Here is a 15,376-nt window from a genome sequence, read left to right as displayed (position 1 = left end):
CGCTAGGAAGCGTCCTTCGCGGCGCGCAATTGCCCCAGATGCTCGGCATCCTTCGCGCGCAGAAACACGTTGGTCGCGCGTTCCAGGCCGATGGTGGTGGGCACCGTGGCCTCTCCTTGCGCACGGGCGGCATCGACATGCTCCATTCGCGTACGGATCGCCTCATTGTCAGGCTCAGCGACCAGCGCAAATCGCCCGTTCGACTGCGTATACTCATGCGCGCAATAAACCGTCGTCTCATCGGACAGCGTGGCGAGCCATTGCATGTTGGCAAACATCTGCGCCGCCGTCCCTTCGAACAGACGCCCGCAACCCATCGCAAACAAGGTATCGCCGATGAACAGGATGTCGTCGCCTTCCATGTGATAGGCAATATGACCCGTCGTATGCGCCGGCACCGCTTTCACCATCGCGCTATGCGCACCGATCCGAACGACATCGCCTTCGGTTACGGTGCGGTCCAGCGTCGCGATCTTGTCTGCCTCCGCCGCCGGCCCGGTTATGCGACAGCCCGTGGCATCCCTTATCGCCGCATTGCCGCCAACATGATCGCCGTGCCAATGGGTGTTCCAAATCTGGGTGATGGTCCAGCCGCGCTCCGCCGCTACGTTCAGGACCGGATCGGCGACAGCGGGGTCGACCACCACCGTCTCCCCGCTCACATCATCGTGCATCAGCCAGACATAGTTGTCCGACAGTACCGGTATCCGAACGACTTCCAGCGCCATGGTGCTCACCATATCCCGGTGTTGGGCATGGACGCCCAAGGTTCGGCAGGCTCCAGATGCCCGTCCTGCAGCAATTCTATCGAGATATTGTCCGGCGTGCGCACGAACGCCATATGTCCGTCGCGCGGCGGACGGTTGATCGTCACTCCTGCATCCATCAGCCGCTGGCACGTGTCGTAGATATTCTCGACTCGGTACGCCAAATGCCCGAAATTGCGCCCCCCATCATATTCCTGGGGATCCCAGTTATACGTCAACTCGACCTGCGCATCCTCGTCACCGGGCGCTGCAAGAAAGACGAGCGTAAAGCGCCCTTGTGCATTGTCGAAACGCTTTTGCTCATCCAAGCCAAGCAATTTGAAGAAACGCACGGTAGCTTCGATGTCCGTCACGCGGATCATGGTGTGCAGGTATTTGGGCATTAGAACTCCATTCGCCGTCATCAAGCAACGGTTCATCTCTCTGATGGCAGTAGCTGCCAAGGCTTACCGAGGACATAGGGTTCTCATGGCCCATGATGAAGAGCGGGAGAGAGATAAATGACCGGCGTACTGGAAAAGCGCAACCTGATGCTGCTGGCGAGCGCTGCAGTGCTTAGCGCAGGTGTTGTCGTAGGCGGATACTTGTTGGGTGACGGCCTGACCCGCGCCAAGGCGGCCGACCGCTCTGTCACCGTGCGCGGCCTCGCCGAAAAGGATGTGACCGCCGATCTTGCCACCTGGACCATCGCTTACTCTGCGACCGGGTTCGATCTGCCCACGGTCCGCGCGGAGATCGATGCGAACAGCAAGGCGCTGCAGGACTATTTCCGTGGCCTCGGATTCAAAGTCGAAGAGCTTCGCCCCAGTGGCGTCAACGTCAACCAGTTCTACAATAACGGCGTGAACACCATCACGATCAACCAGCGTATGCAACTGCGCACCAATGACATTGCCCGCGCGCAAAAGGCTGTTGCCGGACAGTTCGATCTCGTCCGTCGCGGCGTCGTGCTGCAGGAAGGATCGGGCATGGTATACAGCTTCACCAAGCTAAACGACGTCAAGCCAACCATGGTCGCCGAAGCCACCCGCGATGCCCGCAAGGCCGCCGAACAATTCGCCAAGGACAGCGGCACAGGCGTCGGCGGCATCAAGAGCGCCACGCAAGGCTATTTCTCCATCGACGCACGCGACGGCGAACAATCGGGCAGCGGCAGCGACACACCCTACAAAAAGGTACGCGTTGTCACGACCGTCGACTTCTATCTGGACTGAGGGGTCGTTTTCACCGGCGCGGCGGGGGCTGGCTTCGCATCAAGCCGCGTAAGGCTGTCTGCCGCCGCTTTGCCCGCAATGCTCTGCGGCGCTAGGCGGACGGCACGCTGCCATGCCGACCGGGCGACATCGGCATGATCGCTAAGCACAGCGATATTGCCTTCCTCCAGCGCGACGGAGGCATCGTCCGGCGACATTTGCACGGCGCGCGCAATATGCTGCTGCGCCAGACCTATCTGCCCTGCCCGGCGCGCCAGCGTTGCGGATAGCAGCCAGGCGAGCGGATCCTTGGGCGCCTGATCCAGCGCCACGTCCAGATCGGCCCGTGCCGGCCCCAGTTCGCCCAGCGCCACAAGCGTCCGCGCCCGATCGAGATAGGCTTCCCCCTTTTCCATGCCATCGGGCAGACCGCGTGCCAGCGCCGCATCGAAATAGGTGCGCGCCTTGGCGGCGTCGCCGCTGGCCAGCGCGGCATTGCCTGCCTGCGCCCACAACCGTGCACCACTGGGAATGTCGCCCGCGCGCTCGGCCTCGTCCGCCGACTGTTCGAACGCGACCATCGCAGGCGCCCATCGCTCCGCATTGGCATAGGCAAAACCCAGACATTGCCGCGCATGGAAGGTGCCGCCATCCAGACGCCACGCATTGGCAAAACGAATGCCTGCCTCAGGGTCGCCGGTGGCCGTATCGACGCAGGCTTGAAACTTCGCCGCCATTTCTGGCGTCATGGGCAATTTAGGCTGCGGCGCGACTGGCGCAGAATTGGAAGTGCGGGCGGCAGCCGCTTCGCGTTTTGATCGATCCATGACGGCATTGGTTTCAGGACTGAAGCCCTGGAGCAAAAGGAGAGTAGCGAGGATCATGAAGTCTCCGGCAGGCTGGCAACGGCGCGAATGAGGAGCGCAATATCGCTCTCACGCGACAGGCGATGGTCGCCGTCCTTAATCAGCAGCGTCTGCACATCCGATGAACGCAGTGCAGAGGCAATATCCAATGCTGTCGACCACGGCACATCGGGATCGACTTGCCCTTGCAACAGGCGCACCGGGCAATCGATCGCAATCGGCGCGCGCAGCAACAGGTTCGCCTGCCCCGATTCCCAAAAGGCGCGCGTAGTCACATAAGGCTGATCGCCATAAGGCGTTGGTTCGACGATCTGCCCTTCATCGCGCAACTGCGCCTTCTGTGCGTCGGTAAAACCCCAGTCGGTGAAGTCCGGCGCGGCGGCGATGCCGACTAGGCCGACCACGCGGTCGGGAATCGTCAGAGCGACCAGCAGTGCCAGCCATCCTCCCATGGACGATCCCACCAACACCACCGGCCCCTCGATCAGCCGATCGATCAACAACAGCACGTCGTCCCGCCAGATTGCCAGCGTACCATCGGTAAAGGCACCATCGCTCGCGCCATTGCCCGAATAATCGAGCCGCAGCATCGCCCGTCCGCACGCACCGGCCCACGCATCGAGCGCGATCGCCTTTCCGCCTTCCATGTCGGACATATAGCCAGGCAGGAACACGATCGTCGGTCCGGAACCTTGCCGATGACGATAGGCAAGACGCAAGCCATCGGGCCGGGCGAGAAAATGGAATGGCGCAAGATCGGTCATAGGGTCGCTATGCACCCACACGGATGTTTTTTCGACCCCCCCGATGCACTTAACCCATTGGCAAGGAAGCCGAACTAAGCCGGACATAGGGAGGATCACGATGTATAGCATTACTGTAGATACAACGAACAAACTTCTGCGCGTAAAGCTATCGGGCTTTTTGATGGCTGACGAGGTCAAAGCCTTCGGTAACGAAGTCCAGGTCATGGTGGCAAATCTTGGCTATCGCTCCGGCGAGCACAGCATGCTGGTCGACACCAGCGAATGCACATTGCAGGCGCAGGAGGTGGTTGCCTGCTTTCAGCATGTTATCGCAAGCGCCCCGATCAAGTCCCGCCGAATTGCCGTCGTCACCGGCAGCTCGCTCTCGCGCATGCAGACGCGGCGCATATTGGTCCGCGATCAGGCGATGATGTTCGACAGCGCTATCGACGCCGAACATTGGGTACTGACGGGCAACGCCGGAGAAATAGCCGCCTAACGCTGCCAGCCCCAACCCGATTTCACGGTCGGGTCGCTTTTACACATCGTCCTCAATGCCTGCCATTCGCTTGGCGAAAGCGCGGGCGCATATCGATGCCCTTTGACCGCGCTGCCCGCGAACAGCGCGCGCCGTTTGGTCGACAGGGGATGCGAAGAGAGCCAGGTCATCGCTTGCGCCATGCGCCCAGCTTCCGGTTCGCCTTTACTCATGCGCGCGAAAAATTGCGCGGTATCGGCGGGCGATATGTTCGCAGCCTTCATCGTCGCAATCGACGCCACATCGGCGCGCGCCTCGGCGTCGCGACCGTAGCTGAGCGACAGTAACCCGTTCACATATCCTCCGACATCGCCAGAAAACCCGCCCAGCACGACACTGAGCCCCAGTTGGCGCATCAATCCCGCCATCGTATCGCGATGCCGGACATGGCCCAGCTCATGGCCCAGTACGCCTGCGACTTCATCGCCCGATGCCGCCGCCTGGATCAGCCCGTCGAACAGGATGATGCGGCCACCAGGCAGCGCCACCGCGTTCACCATCGGCACATTGGCGATCTCGATTGCACGCGCGTCGGCATCGGGGTCCATCTTCGCGATCAGCGTATCCAGCGCCTTGACCCCCTGCGGCGTGCGGCAGAAGCGTCCGCCGAAATCGCCGACCATCGCTTCACCCAGCTTTTCTTCCCAACTGCGCGGCACCAGCGGGGCGATCCAGCCGGGTGCCTCCACGCCGATGTAGATCACCGCCGCCGCCACGACCGCGAATGCCGCTACAGCGCGTGTCAGGCCAACGCCATCGATCCACCCGCCATAACGGGCGGGCTTGGGCAAATGCGCAGCGAAGTCCGACGGCGGCGGCCCGTCGAAACCCAGCCGCCAGCCGCTTTCGTCCTTCAGACCGTAAATCGAACGTCCGCCCGTACCATCCAGCGCGATCAGATCGGCCCACAGATAGGGACCGCTCTCCCAATCCTCACCGATCAGTCGAAAGCTGTCGTCAGCGATTGCAATGCGCGGATGCCACCGGCACGCATTGCGCCCGTCATAATGCCAAGGCCGTATGTCGGGCGTGCCCTCTTCCATATCAGATCGCGCCGACATCGAATGCGTCGAGCAGCCCTTCGCCTTGACCCGGTGTGCGAGTGGTCGATTGCGTAAGGCGGTTCAAGTCGATTTCGCCGGTCGCTTCCATATGCCGGATAAAGAACGCCCAGTGGCGATAGGAAAGGAAGATGGCGCCGATGCCAAGGGTGCCGACCACTAACGCAATGTCACCGAAGATCAGTTTTAGCCATTCATCGGTGCCAGCCTCAAAAGTAAACGAAAGATCTTCTAGCGTCAGCTTGCTTATAGCTTCCCGAATGAACGCGGAATAATAGGCCAGTGCGATCATGCCCAGCAGCACATATACGCCTAGCACAATGACGAAAAAGACGACGATCTGTAGCACCGGCGGCAAGCTGGATTGTACGAAAACGCCGCCCATTGCGGCACCTGTCACGCTTGCAACTGCGATGCCCATTAGCAAAAACAATATCGGCGCAAGATAGAAAAGCAGGAATCGCTTGAATGTGACACGGGCACTACCGTCCGCCGCAAACGCGAAAGGGCCAAAGCTCATTGCGCGCCAGCGTTGATTCCACAGCGACATCATGGACCATGGAATGAGAAGGCCCAATGTCAGATAACTTACAAAAGTTTTCCACATATAGGACAGGCCAAAACCCCATCCCTGGTTATCGCTCCCGCCGCGAATACCGTGCCAGAAAGTACGGCTAAGGCGATAGCGCAACGCCCGGTATCGCGCGATTCCCGTTAGGTAAAAAATTGCGAGGAAAGCCACAAACCCCAGCGCCGCGGCAACGCCCGGATAACCCTGAAACACCAACGCCTGCGCGCCGAATTGCAAGAAGATGAACGGAATACCGAACAACAACAGCACCAGCAAAAAGCCGACGAACAGTTCCTTGCCTGTCCCCGTCCATTCCAGCCTATCGTCGATAAAGCGCGTCTGCGCCCACAGGTAACGCCGCGTCCGTGTCGTCGCCCAGAACCGGTAGATGCCCAGCGTCACGATGGTAAGCAGCAGATTGGTGAACGCAATCGGCGCATATTCCCGCCAGCTTCCGTGAAACGCAAAGGCGCTATGCTGTTCGTCCTGCAAAACTGTTCCCCCTGATCCGACCCCGCAGCTAGGAAGCCGGGACGCGCCATAGTGTCAAGCGAGAGTTGGCCTCGCCCTTGACTTCGTGGCCACTGCTGGACACATGCAACGCTCATAAAACCCCGCGAATAAAGGCAATGCCCTCCTCATGTCCCAGTTGCTCAAGATCAGCCTGCCCGATGGTTCCGTGCGCGAAGTCGCGCCCGGCACTACCCCGGCGGAGATTGCAGCGGCCATCGGGCCGGGGCTTGCCAAGGCAGCGCTGGCGGCCAAGGTCGACGGCGAGCTGCGCGACATCATGCGCCCGTTGGACGCCGATGCGCAGCTTTCGCTCGTCACCGCGCGCGACGAAGCCGACGCACTCGAACTGGTACGCCACGATTACGCGCATATCCTGGCCGAAGCGGTGCAGGCGGTGTTTCCGGGTACGCAGATCACCTTCGGCCCGTCCACCGACGACGGCTTCTATTACGACTTCGCGCCGAAGGATCGTCCGTTCACCGACGAAGATCTGCCCGCCATCGAAGAGGCGATGCGCAAGATCATCGCCGCCGACAAGCCCTTGCGCCGCGAAGTATGGTCACGCGAAGACCTTATCGCGCGCTGGACGGCCGAAGGCGAAAGCTTCAAGGCCGAGTGGGCAGCCGGTCTGCCCGATGGCGAGGAACTGACGGTCTACTGGTCCGGCAACGAATGGCTCGACATGTGCCGCGGGCCGCATCTGGCTTCCACCGGCAAAGTTGATCCGCAGGCATTCAAGCTGACGCGCGTATCGGGCGCCTATTGGCGTGGCGATCAGAACAACGCGATGCTCAGCCGCATCTACGGCACCGGCTGGCTGAGCAAGAAGCAGCTAGACGCGCATCTGATACGCCTCGAAGAAGCCGCCAAGCGCGACCATCGCAAGATCGCGCAGGAAATGGACCTGTTCCATTTGCAGAGCGAAGCGCAAGGCTCGGTCTTCTGGCATCCCAAGGGCTACATCGTCTGGCGTCAGCTAGAAGCGTATATGCGCCGCAAGCTCGACGACGCAGGCTATCGCGAAGTCAAAACCCCGCAATTGATGGACGCGCGCCAATGGGAGCAGTCCGGCCACTGGGGCAAATATCGCGAGAACATGTTCGTTGTGCCGGACGAAGTGCCGAACACGGAAGATGAAGGCCCGGTGCTGTCCGGCAAGTCCGACCTGATGGCGCTGAAGCCCATGAACTGCCCCGCGCACGTCCTGATCTTCCGTCAGGGTATCAAGAGCTACCGCGACTTGCCGCTGCGCCTCGCTGAATTCGGCTGCTGCCACCGCAATGAGCCGCATGGCGCGCTCCACGGCATCATGCGCGTGCGCCAGTTTACGCAGGACGACGCGCATATCTTCTGCCGCGAGGATCAGATCGTCGAGGAAGTGCGGCTGTTCTGCAACCTGCTCGACACGATCTACAAAGATCTGGGCTTCGAAAGCTATGCGATCAAGCTGGCGTTGCGCCCCGAAAAGCGCTTCGGCTCCGAGGAAATGTGGGACAAGGCTGAACAGAGCCTGCGCGACGCGGTAGCGCAGGCCGGTCGCGCCGGTCCCGAATATGGCTGGGAAGAGCTGCCCGGCGAAGGCGCGTTCTATTCGCCCAAGCTGGAATTCCACCTGACCGACGCGATCGGGCGGACGTGGCAGTGCGGCACGATCCAGCTCGACTACGTCCTGCCCGAACGACTCGACGCCAGCTATGTCGGCGAAGACGGCGAACGGCATCGTCCCGTCATGCTCCATCGCGCCATCCTTGGCACGTTCGAGCGGTTCATCGGCATATTGATCGAGCATCATGCCGGTCGTTTCCCCGTCTGGCTCGCGCCCGTACAGGCAGTCGTCGCGACCATCGTGTCCGACGCCGATGACTATGCCCGCGACGTAGTGGAGAAGCTGCGCGCCTCAGGCATCCGAGCCGAACTCGACCTGCGCAACGAGAAAATCAACTACAAGGTGCGCGAGCACAGCCTTGCAAAAGTCCCCAAACTGCTGGTCGTGGGCAAGCGGGAAGCAGACGAAGGCACGGTCGCGATGCGGACACTGGGCGAGCAGGCTCAGGCCGTGCTGTCGCTGGAAGACGCCATCGAAAGCCTTGCAAAATTGGCCACACCACCCGATATGCAGTGAGGCGCTGATGTCACAGGCCGCTGCTCTTCGAGTCTCGCAGAGCACGCGGCCCTTTTCGACATTCCTTAAACGCGCTATATGTCCTTTGTTTCAACGACCACAGGAGAGTCTGCTATACGTCCCCCGATGATGCGCCGCCCATTGGCGCCGATGCCGAAATCCGGCCCCCGCTACAATGAATTCATCAGCGTTCCCAAGGTGCGCGTGATCGATGAAGAGGGCGAAAATCTGGGCGTGATGTTTACGCAGGAAGCGATCGAGCAGGCCGCCGAAGTGGGCCTGGACCTGGTCGAAGTCTCCCCGAACGCCGATCCGCCAGTGTGCAAATTCCTGGACGTCGGCAAATTCAAATACGAAGCCCAGAAAAAGGCGAATATCGCCCGCAAGACTCAGAAGACGCAGGAGATCAAGGAGATCAAAATGCGTCCGAACATTGACGATCATGATTATGATACGAAGATGAAGAAGGTCCATGCGTTCATCGAGGAAGGCGACAAGGTAAAGATTACCCTGCGTTTCCGCGGTCGTGAGCTTTCGCATCAGCAACTCGGCATGGCCCTGTTGCAGCGTGTGGCGGAAAATGTAGTCGAAATCGCCAAGATCGAAGCCTATCCGCGCATGGAAGGCCGTCAGATGCTGATGGTGCTCTCGCCGAAATAAGCGATCACTGGCGGATGGCAGGGTTGCCGTCCGCCTTTATCGCGGCCCCATTCGTGGCGATGACGGAACGATTGGGTGGACTTGACGTTTCATTTCTAAGTCTCGGCAAGTGCCGACGGCAGGAAAGGAAACGCACATGATCTGGACGATCGCAATCATCTTGCTGATATTGTGGGCTTTGGGCTTTTTCGCCTTCCACATTGCAGGCGGACTCATCCACATTCTGCTGGTGCTGGCGCTAATCGTTGGCATTTATCAGCTCTTTACCGGGCGTCGCGGCGTTTAGGCTGAGATACAAGAAACCCTTCCCTGACAAAGGGAAGGGTTTCTCGCTATCGGCTAACTCAGCTTACCCAGTTCGGGCTGTAAATCTGCGGAAAAATCTGTTTGAACGCCGCCACTTTCGGCGCATCCCACCGCAGGATGTAGGGGTGGCGCGGATTGTTCTTCATGAAATCCTGATGATAGGCATCGGCTAGCTGAAAGCCGTTAAGCCGCTCCACCTTCGTCACGATCTTGCCTTTCCACACACGCCCCTGGCCAAGCTGCGCCAGATAGGCGCTGGCCGCTTTCGCTTGAGCGGGATTGGTGGGGAAAAGCGCACTGCGATATTGCGTCCCATGGTCGGGGCCTTGGTAATTCAGCGTCGTAGGGTCCGCGACGACCGAGAAGAACACGCGCATCAACGTGCCATAGCTCACTTGGCGAGGATCGTAGGTCACACGCACGGCCTCGGCAAAGCCGGTGTCGCCGTTGCTGACAATGTCATAGTTCACTTTGCGATTCGCGGGGCCGCCCGCAAATCCCGGCTCGACTCGGCGTACGCCTTTGACATGGCTGAAAACGCCTTCGACGCCCCAGTAGCACCCCCCGGCAAATACCGCCGTTTCCATCTTGCCCGATGGCGGTGCGTCTACACGCGGAACTGGAGCAGTAACGACCTTTTCGGCGGCCATTGCCGATGGGATCGCTCCCGGTGCATAGTGCCACACGGCACCCATCATGCCGCCACCGACGGCTATTGCGAGAACAAGGCTTTTATAGGTCTGCATAACTCCGCTCCTGAACGTGGGCAGCAGGTCGGTCATCCTGATGCGATTGTGCTCCGGCAGGATTAAGGGTCAAAAACCCCACCGTGCCAAGAACAAAACCGCCCATGAATTTCATGAACAGGTCCGATTTCAAGAATGCGACCATGTCGCGTACCTTTCTTGTCTGCTTCACTTCCAGTTACGGTGACTGGTTAGGAAAAGTTGCATTGCCCCTGCGTGAATGCGGTGATCGACATCACAACCGAGCGACAAAGCCGCCGGAAAAATCGATGAACTGCATTCCAACAAGGTTGCTGTTGGAAACGTATATAACGCTGCACCCGCACCAAACAAGGTGCGGGAATGAAACTGATCGTTTCGAATCGCCCTTATTTCAGGGCGGCGCAGGCTTCCTGAATGCGCGTGCAGGCCATTTTCAGGATTTCTTCGGACGTCGCATAGGAAATCCGGAACGCCGGGCTAAGGCCGAAGGCCCCGCCGTGGACTGCTGCGACCTTGGCTTCGTCGAGGAAATAAGCAATTAATTCCTCGTCTGTCGTGATCTTCACGCCCTTCGGCGTCGTCTTGCCAATCACGCCCGATGCATCGGGATAGACATAGAACGCGCCTTCGGGCGTCGGGCAATTGAGACCCGGCGCATCGTTCAACATGGCGACAACCATGTCGCGGCGACGCTTGAACGCTGCATTACGTTCTTCGAGGAAATCCTGCTCACCGGTCAGCGCTGCGACCGCTGCAGCCTGTGAGATCGAGCAGGGGTTGGACGTCGACTGCGACTGCAGCTTGCTCATCGCCTTTATGATCCACGCGGGTCCACCGGCAAAGCCGATGCGCCATCCGGTCATCGAGAACGCCTTCGAACAGCCATTCACCGTCAGGGTGCGATCGTACAATTCCGGGCAAACCTGCGCGATGGTCGCAAAGGGGGTCGGCGCGTACCAGACATGCTCGTACATATCGTCGGTCATCACCAGCACATGCGGGTGCCGCAGCAGCACTTCGCCCAGCGCCTTCAATTCGTCCGCCGAATAGGCGGCACCCGAAGGGTTGGACGGCGAGTTCAGCATGACCCAGCGCGTCTTTGGCGTGATCGCGCGCTCAAGCTGCTCGGCGGTGATCTTGTATCCCTGTGCCGCCGGGCCTTCGATGAACACCGGCGTCCCGCCCGCATAGTTCACGATGTCGGGATAGCTGACCCAGTAGGGCGCGGGAATGATGACTTCATCGCCCACGTCCACGGTCGCCACCAGCGCGTTGAACAAGGTGTGCTTGCCACCCGAATTGACGCTGATCTGGCTACGCTCGTAAGTCAGGCCATTGTCGCGCTTGAACTTCAGCGCAACGGCATCCTTCAACGCAGGCGTACCGTCGACATCGGTATATTTGGTCTGGCCGCCACGGATCGCGGCAATCGCGGCTTCCTTGATGAAATCGGGTGTATCGAAATCCGGCTCGCCTGCTGACAACCCAATCACATCCACGCCAGCGGCTTTCAGCGCATTGACCCGCGCACTCATGGCGAGGGTGGCGCTGGGCTGGATGCGGCCAAGGGCGGCGCTGGTGCGGGTCATCGGACAAGATTCTTTCGTAAAAAGGGTGTGCGGTCGCAGGTAAAGCGAACGCCCGGTCCCTTAATGCGCAATCTAGTGAGGGGCAACCGGCTTTGGTGGCGAATTATCCGCCCACGGGCACCTTTTGCGCCGCAACCATCCCGCGCGACGCATTGCCGATGTAGAAGCCGTTTTCCAGATCGTATGGCCGCAAGTCGCCTTCGATCGCATGGCCCTGATCGATCAGGCTCTGCCGCAAAATACCGGGCAAGAGGCCACGGCGTAGCGGCGGGGTAACCAGCTTGTCGCCCCGCTCCACGAAAATAGAGGAGAAACAGCCTTCGGTCAGATAGCCCGACGCATCGGTCATCAATACTTCGTAGGTGCGTCCCGCTTTAAGCGCTTGCCTGTAGATGGACCGATCCGTCGTTTTGTGCGCCAATCGGAAATCATCTGCAGATGCCGGGCAGCGCACCACAGCGACTCGCATGATCGCTTCGGGCCAGGTCCGATGCTCGCGCACTTCGATCGCCACCGATCCTCGCCGCGACACCAGCATCCGCACCCGGCTGCGTTCGCGCAGGCGAAAGGTCGCCGCCTGCAATTCATTGCGCGCATTGTGCCGGTCGAACGTGAAACCCAGCGCTTCGGCGCTGCCTTTCAGCCGATCCATATGCAGGTCGAGCAGGCGAACTCCTTCCAGCGGATCGAACGCCATTGTCTCCATCAGATCGTATCGGGCTTCGACTTCGTCCGCGCCGGGTCGTGCATCTGCCGTGATCGTCGTCGTTCCACTCATTCCATATTCGCCTGCAAGGGATCGAGGAACCGTCCTTTGTCGAGGCATTCGCGCCATTCCGCATCGCGCGCGGAATCCACGATAACCCCCGACCCAAGCCCAATCCGTCCGGTTTTCGATCCTGTTTTGACGGAAATGGTACGGATGGCAACATTGAAGGCGGCATTGCCGTCGACATCGATTCGCCCGATGGCCCCGGTATAGGGTCCGCGCATGTGCGGCTCGACTGCGCCGATCACTTCCATCGCCCGCACTTTTGGGGCGCCGGTAATCGATCCGCAGGGGAAGATCGTGCGCAGGACATCGATTGCCGACAATCCGGGCAATATCCGGGCACGGACGGTCGATGTCATCTGATGCACCGTCGGATAGGTTTCGACATGGAACAGCTCCGGCACCGTAACGCTCCCCGCCCGCGAAACCCGCGACAGGTCGTTCCGCAGCAGATCGACGATCATCAGATTTTCGGCACGCTGCTTGGGATCTTCGCGCAGGTGCGTCATCGCCGCCTCGTCTGTGGCAGCATCGGCACCCCGTAACGCCGTTCCCTTCATGGGTCGCGCCGTCAGTTGTCCCCGCACCAGCGTAAAAAACAGTTCGGGCGAGAAAGAGAGCAGCCAGTCGTCACCCGTAAACAGGATACCGCCGTAACCTGCCCGTGCATGCGGACGTATCGCCGCATAAATTTCCCGCGGATCGCCATGCAGCGGCACATCGCAAGGGAACGCCAGATTCACCTGATAGATGTCGCCGGACCGGATCGCTTCCTGCACATCGGCAAAGGCCTGCGCATAAGCTGCTTCGTCGATCAGCGGCACCGGCGATCCGGCATGGGCGTCGGCCACCGGAGGCAGCATCGCAGGCACATCTTCCGGTGCCACAAAGCGGAAGCCATCGAACAGACCGAACCAGATCAATGGCATATCCTGCGCGCCAGGGGCGCGCTGCAACGACGCGAGGCGACTTTCCAGCGCGAAGGCGGCATCATAGCCGATGTACCCGGCAGCATGCAGGCCGCGGTCAGCCGCTTCGCCAATACGGTCGAGTGCAGGCTGCACCTCAGCATAGGTGCGCGCAACGATCGTCTCCACCGGATCGCGATACAACCGCGCAGGCGCGGCATTATGCGTACGGGCGTCGTCGAACAGGATGAAGGGATCGGGCGGATCGGGCAAATGCATGGGTTGCGTGTTGTGGCAAGGATCGCAGGGAATGGCTAGGGCAACGTTGCGACTTTCCGCGTTCGCCCCTATCTAGGTAACATGCCTCAGAACAACCTGCCTGCCGATCCGGCCCGCCCCTTCGGCCCGGCGCTGCTCCGCGCCCTCCGCAATCGGTGCCCTGCATGTGGCGAAGGCAAGATGTTCGGACGGTTCCTGAAGCCCGTTACGGCTTGCAGCCATTGCGGGACAGCGTGGGACCAGCATCAGGCGGATGACTTCCCATCCTATATCGTCATCATTCTGCTCGGCCACATTCTCGTGCCCATCATGATCGAGACTGTGCATCTGGGCGTGCCGATGGGCGTGCAGATTTTCCTGTGGCCGATATTGGCGCTTGTGCTGGCGGCGGCCCTCATCCAACCGGCGAAGGCCGCCGTGATTGCGTTCCAGTGGAGCCGCCGCATGCACGGTTTCGCCCGTTAAGCCTTAGCCCCGCGCCGCATCAGCTTTTCGCCGATCAACGCCACCACCATCGTCGCCCCGGTCAGCGGGAACAGCGCACCGATTGCCAGCATAGCCATCGCAACGCCCTTCATCCCATGCTCGGGAACGGCGCGTGGCGGGGCCGACAGACGACCATCGCGACGGCGTTTCCACCACAGCATCAGCGACGATGCCGCCAGCAACCATATGCCGACGCATCCGGCCAGCATGATCAGACGATTGATCTCACCATATTGCTGGCCCTGATGGGTGTAGATGCCCCATTCGATACCCTGCGCACCCGCGCCGAAATCGGCAAAGCGCGCGTCCTGCAATATGCGCCCGTCGGCGGGATCGACGAACAGCACATGGCTGTCCTGCACCCGCGTTACCGGAACGGTCGCGACCCATGGTGCACCCGGCGCTTTGGGGAATGACAGGCTCAATGCACCGTCCATCCCCCGTCCCGCCGCGATTGCCGCAACCCGATCGGGTCCGATAGAATGAGCATGATGCGCCATCGGCATGGCCCCATCGCGCATCGACCAGGGCAACGTCTGCGTCGTTTCATGATCGGCATGTTCGCTCGCTGAAGGGACCGGCGCGGCAGGACGGCCCAAGCCTGCCGCATTCACGCCATCGCGCAACCATCCACCCCACACGCCCGACCACGGCATACCCGTCAGCGCGAGGAACAGCAGCACGCCGCCGACCAGCGCGCCTATGGACGCATGCAAATCCCGCCAGAACCGGCGGTGTCTGGGCGAACCGCGCAGAGCCAGCGCGCGATTGGTCCCGCGTGGCCACCACAGGATAAAGCCCGTGATGCAAAGCAGGATCGCCCACCCCGCCACGATCTCCACCAACCTATTGCCGACCGGGCCGGTGATCGCGAGGCTGTGCAGTTCCTTCACGGTCTCCATCAACCCGCCACCGTTCATGGAACCGAGCACCAGACCCATTGCCGGATCGACAAAGGCCGTGCGCTTTGCACCGTCCGGCATCGCCACGCCGACGCGCCAGCTTTCGCCCGGATCGGCTGGCCGCTCGATCCGAGTCACCTTGCCATGTGTCTGGATTTCGACATTGCGGGCAATCTGCGCGAGGCTGACCGGCGGACCGGCCAAGTGTTGCTGCGTCCATCCGCCATAATAAGCGCGCTCGATCTCCGGCTTGTAGAGATAGAGCGCGCCGGTCGTGGCGAGCCACAGCAGCACGGGCATAACGATCAGCCCGGCATAGAAATGCCAGCGCCACACGGTCCGATAAAAGGATGTGCTGTCCATGACTCG

The 15,376-nt window shown here is 60.7% G+C and carries 17 protein-coding genes; 6 read left to right on the top strand and 11 right to left on the bottom strand.

The genetic code is table 11. The features are described 5' to 3' along the window. Positions 1–2: 2 nt before the first annotated feature. Both gloB and LQ220_RS01610 read right to left on the bottom strand, forming a co-directional pair. The gene (gene gloB, locus LQ220_RS01615) at positions 3–728 is read right to left on the bottom strand and encodes a hydroxyacylglutathione hydrolase (RefSeq protein WP_230186533.1); all 726 of its coding nucleotides are present in this window, start codon (positions 726–728) and stop codon (positions 3–5) included. Positions 729–733: 5 nt separating this feature from the next. Then, complete coding sequence (locus LQ220_RS01610; protein WP_230186532.1) at positions 734–1,150, bottom strand: VOC family protein; 417 nt, start codon at positions 1,148–1,150, stop codon at positions 734–736. A 117-nt stretch (positions 1,151–1,267) separates the two neighbouring features. Here LQ220_RS01610 and LQ220_RS01605 point away from each other — a divergent pair, with 117 nt between their 5' ends. Further along, positions 1,268–1,981 (top strand): SIMPL domain-containing protein, encoded by a 714-nt coding sequence (locus LQ220_RS01605; RefSeq protein WP_230186531.1) that lies wholly within the window; start codon positions 1,268–1,270, stop codon positions 1,979–1,981. Here LQ220_RS01605 and LQ220_RS01600 read toward each other — a convergent pair. Together LQ220_RS01600 and LQ220_RS01595 are read right to left on the bottom strand one after the other, a co-directional pair. Continuing rightward, a complete protein-coding gene (locus tag LQ220_RS01600; protein WP_230186530.1) occupies positions 1,969–2,844 on the bottom strand; it encodes a tetratricopeptide repeat protein in 876 nt (291 codons plus the stop codon). The two genes, LQ220_RS01605 and LQ220_RS01600, sit on opposite strands and share 13 nt — an antisense overlap. After that, complete coding sequence (locus LQ220_RS01595; protein WP_230186529.1) at positions 2,841–3,590, bottom strand: alpha/beta hydrolase; 750 nt, start codon at positions 3,588–3,590, stop codon at positions 2,841–2,843. The genes LQ220_RS01600 and LQ220_RS01595 overlap by 4 nt, the downstream gene beginning before the upstream one ends. A gap of 100 nt (positions 3,591–3,690) precedes the next feature. Between LQ220_RS01595 and LQ220_RS01590 the strand changes: the two genes are divergently transcribed. Next, on the top strand, positions 3,691–4,071 hold the full coding sequence (locus tag LQ220_RS01590) for a hypothetical protein (protein WP_230186528.1): 381 nt from the start codon (positions 3,691–3,693) through the stop codon (positions 4,069–4,071). Here LQ220_RS01590 and LQ220_RS01585 read toward each other — a convergent pair. Further along, positions 4,068–5,171, bottom strand: a complete 1,104-nt coding sequence (locus LQ220_RS01585) for a M48 family metallopeptidase (protein ID WP_230186527.1) — start codon at positions 5,169–5,171, stop codon at positions 4,068–4,070. The genes LQ220_RS01590 and LQ220_RS01585 overlap by 4 nt on opposite strands. After that, on the bottom strand, positions 5,155–6,234 hold the full coding sequence (locus LQ220_RS01580; protein ID WP_230186526.1) for a YjgN family protein: 1,080 nt from the start codon (positions 6,232–6,234) through the stop codon (positions 5,155–5,157). The genes LQ220_RS01585 and LQ220_RS01580 overlap by 17 nt, the downstream gene beginning before the upstream one ends. A 148-nt stretch (positions 6,235–6,382) precedes the next feature. Here LQ220_RS01580 and thrS point away from each other — a divergent pair, with 148 nt between their 5' ends. The 3 genes from thrS (at position 6,383) to LQ220_RS01565 (ending at position 9,323) form a co-directional block, all read left to right on the top strand. Beyond that, the gene (thrS, locus tag LQ220_RS01575) at positions 6,383–8,377 is read left to right on the top strand and encodes a threonine--tRNA ligase (protein WP_230186525.1); all 1,995 of its coding nucleotides are present in this window, start codon (positions 6,383–6,385) and stop codon (positions 8,375–8,377) included. 126 nt (positions 8,378–8,503) lie between these two features. Next, a complete protein-coding gene (gene infC / locus LQ220_RS01570; RefSeq protein WP_230186524.1) occupies positions 8,504–9,037 on the top strand; it encodes a translation initiation factor IF-3 in 534 nt (177 codons plus the stop codon). A gap of 136 nt (positions 9,038–9,173) precedes the next feature. After that, positions 9,174–9,323, top strand: a complete 150-nt coding sequence (locus LQ220_RS01565; RefSeq protein WP_230186523.1) for a lmo0937 family membrane protein — start codon at positions 9,174–9,176, stop codon at positions 9,321–9,323. 58 nt (positions 9,324–9,381) lie between these two features. Here the strand turns inward: LQ220_RS01565 and msrA are convergent, their stop codons facing one another. The 4 genes from msrA to pabB all read right to left on the bottom strand — a co-directional run bounded on the left by msrA (position 9,382) and on the right by pabB (position 13,619). Beyond that, on the bottom strand, positions 9,382–9,993 hold the full coding sequence (gene msrA, locus LQ220_RS01560) for a peptide-methionine (S)-S-oxide reductase MsrA (protein ID WP_230187225.1): 612 nt from the start codon (positions 9,991–9,993) through the stop codon (positions 9,382–9,384). Between the two features lie 464 nt (positions 9,994–10,457). Next, on the bottom strand, positions 10,458–11,660 hold the full coding sequence (locus LQ220_RS01555) for a pyridoxal phosphate-dependent aminotransferase (protein ID WP_230186522.1): 1,203 nt from the start codon (positions 11,658–11,660) through the stop codon (positions 10,458–10,460). Between the two features lie 103 nt (positions 11,661–11,763). Next, positions 11,764–12,438 carry an aminotransferase class IV gene (locus LQ220_RS01550; protein ID WP_230186521.1) on the bottom strand — a complete coding sequence of 225 codons (675 nt, stop codon included), beginning with the start codon at positions 12,436–12,438 and terminating at the stop codon, positions 11,764–11,766. Next, the gene (pabB, locus tag LQ220_RS01545; RefSeq protein ID WP_230186520.1) at positions 12,435–13,619 is read right to left on the bottom strand and encodes an aminodeoxychorismate synthase component I; all 1,185 of its coding nucleotides are present in this window, start codon (positions 13,617–13,619) and stop codon (positions 12,435–12,437) included. Before pabB ends, LQ220_RS01550 begins: the two co-directional genes overlap by 4 nt. A gap of 81 nt (positions 13,620–13,700) precedes the next feature. Here pabB and LQ220_RS01540 point away from each other — a divergent pair, with 81 nt between their 5' ends. Then, positions 13,701–14,084 carry a DUF983 domain-containing protein gene (locus LQ220_RS01540; protein ID WP_230186519.1) on the top strand — a complete coding sequence of 128 codons (384 nt, stop codon included), beginning with the start codon at positions 13,701–13,703 and terminating at the stop codon, positions 14,082–14,084. Here LQ220_RS01540 and LQ220_RS01535 read toward each other — a convergent pair. Next, a complete protein-coding gene (locus LQ220_RS01535; RefSeq protein WP_230186518.1) occupies positions 14,081–15,370 on the bottom strand; it encodes a PepSY domain-containing protein in 1,290 nt (429 codons plus the stop codon). The two genes, LQ220_RS01540 and LQ220_RS01535, sit on opposite strands and share 4 nt — an antisense overlap. Positions 15,371–15,376 lie beyond the last annotated feature (6 nt).

Source organism: Sphingobium sp. CECT 9361, from assembly GCF_918741285.1.
Taxonomy (GTDB): Bacteria; Pseudomonadota; Alphaproteobacteria; order Sphingomonadales; family Sphingomonadaceae; genus Sphingobium.
The sequence above is the reverse complement of the archived record's forward strand: the minus strand, read 5'-3'. Positions and strand labels throughout refer to the sequence as shown.

Coding starts and splice junctions, on each gene's coding strand:
- gloB (WP_230186533.1), bottom strand. CDS start 728: ATGGCGCTGGAAGTCGTTCGGATACCGGTACTGTCGGACAACTATGTC.
- LQ220_RS01610 (WP_230186532.1), bottom strand. CDS start 1,150: ATGCCCAAATACCTGCACACCATGATCCGCGTGACGGACATCGAAGCT.
- LQ220_RS01605 (WP_230186531.1), top strand. CDS start 1,268: ATGACCGGCGTACTGGAAAAGCGCAACCTGATGCTGCTGGCGAGCGCT.
- LQ220_RS01600 (WP_230186530.1), bottom strand. CDS start 2,844: ATGATCCTCGCTACTCTCCTTTTGCTCCAGGGCTTCAGTCCTGAAACC.
- LQ220_RS01595 (WP_230186529.1), bottom strand. CDS start 3,590: ATGACCGATCTTGCGCCATTCCATTTTCTCGCCCGGCCCGATGGCTTG.
- LQ220_RS01590 (WP_230186528.1), top strand. CDS start 3,691: ATGTATAGCATTACTGTAGATACAACGAACAAACTTCTGCGCGTAAAG.
- LQ220_RS01585 (WP_230186527.1), bottom strand. CDS start 5,171: ATGTCGGCGCGATCTGATATGGAAGAGGGCACGCCCGACATACGGCCT.
- thrS (WP_230186525.1), top strand. CDS start 6,383: ATGTCCCAGTTGCTCAAGATCAGCCTGCCCGATGGTTCCGTGCGCGAA.
- infC (WP_230186524.1), top strand. CDS start 8,504: ATGATGCGCCGCCCATTGGCGCCGATGCCGAAATCCGGCCCCCGCTAC.
- LQ220_RS01565 (WP_230186523.1), top strand. CDS start 9,174: ATGATCTGGACGATCGCAATCATCTTGCTGATATTGTGGGCTTTGGGC.
- msrA (WP_230187225.1), bottom strand. CDS start 9,993: ATGGCCGCCGAAAAGGTCGTTACTGCTCCAGTTCCGCGTGTAGACGCA.
- LQ220_RS01555 (WP_230186522.1), bottom strand. CDS start 11,660: ATGACCCGCACCAGCGCCGCCCTTGGCCGCATCCAGCCCAGCGCCACC.
- LQ220_RS01550 (WP_230186521.1), bottom strand. CDS start 12,438: ATGAGTGGAACGACGACGATCACGGCAGATGCACGACCCGGCGCGGAC.
- pabB (WP_230186520.1), bottom strand. CDS start 13,619: ATGCATTTGCCCGATCCGCCCGATCCCTTCATCCTGTTCGACGACGCC.
- LQ220_RS01540 (WP_230186519.1), top strand. CDS start 13,701: ATGCCTCAGAACAACCTGCCTGCCGATCCGGCCCGCCCCTTCGGCCCG.
- LQ220_RS01535 (WP_230186518.1), bottom strand. CDS start 15,370: ATGGACAGCACATCCTTTTATCGGACCGTGTGGCGCTGGCATTTCTAT.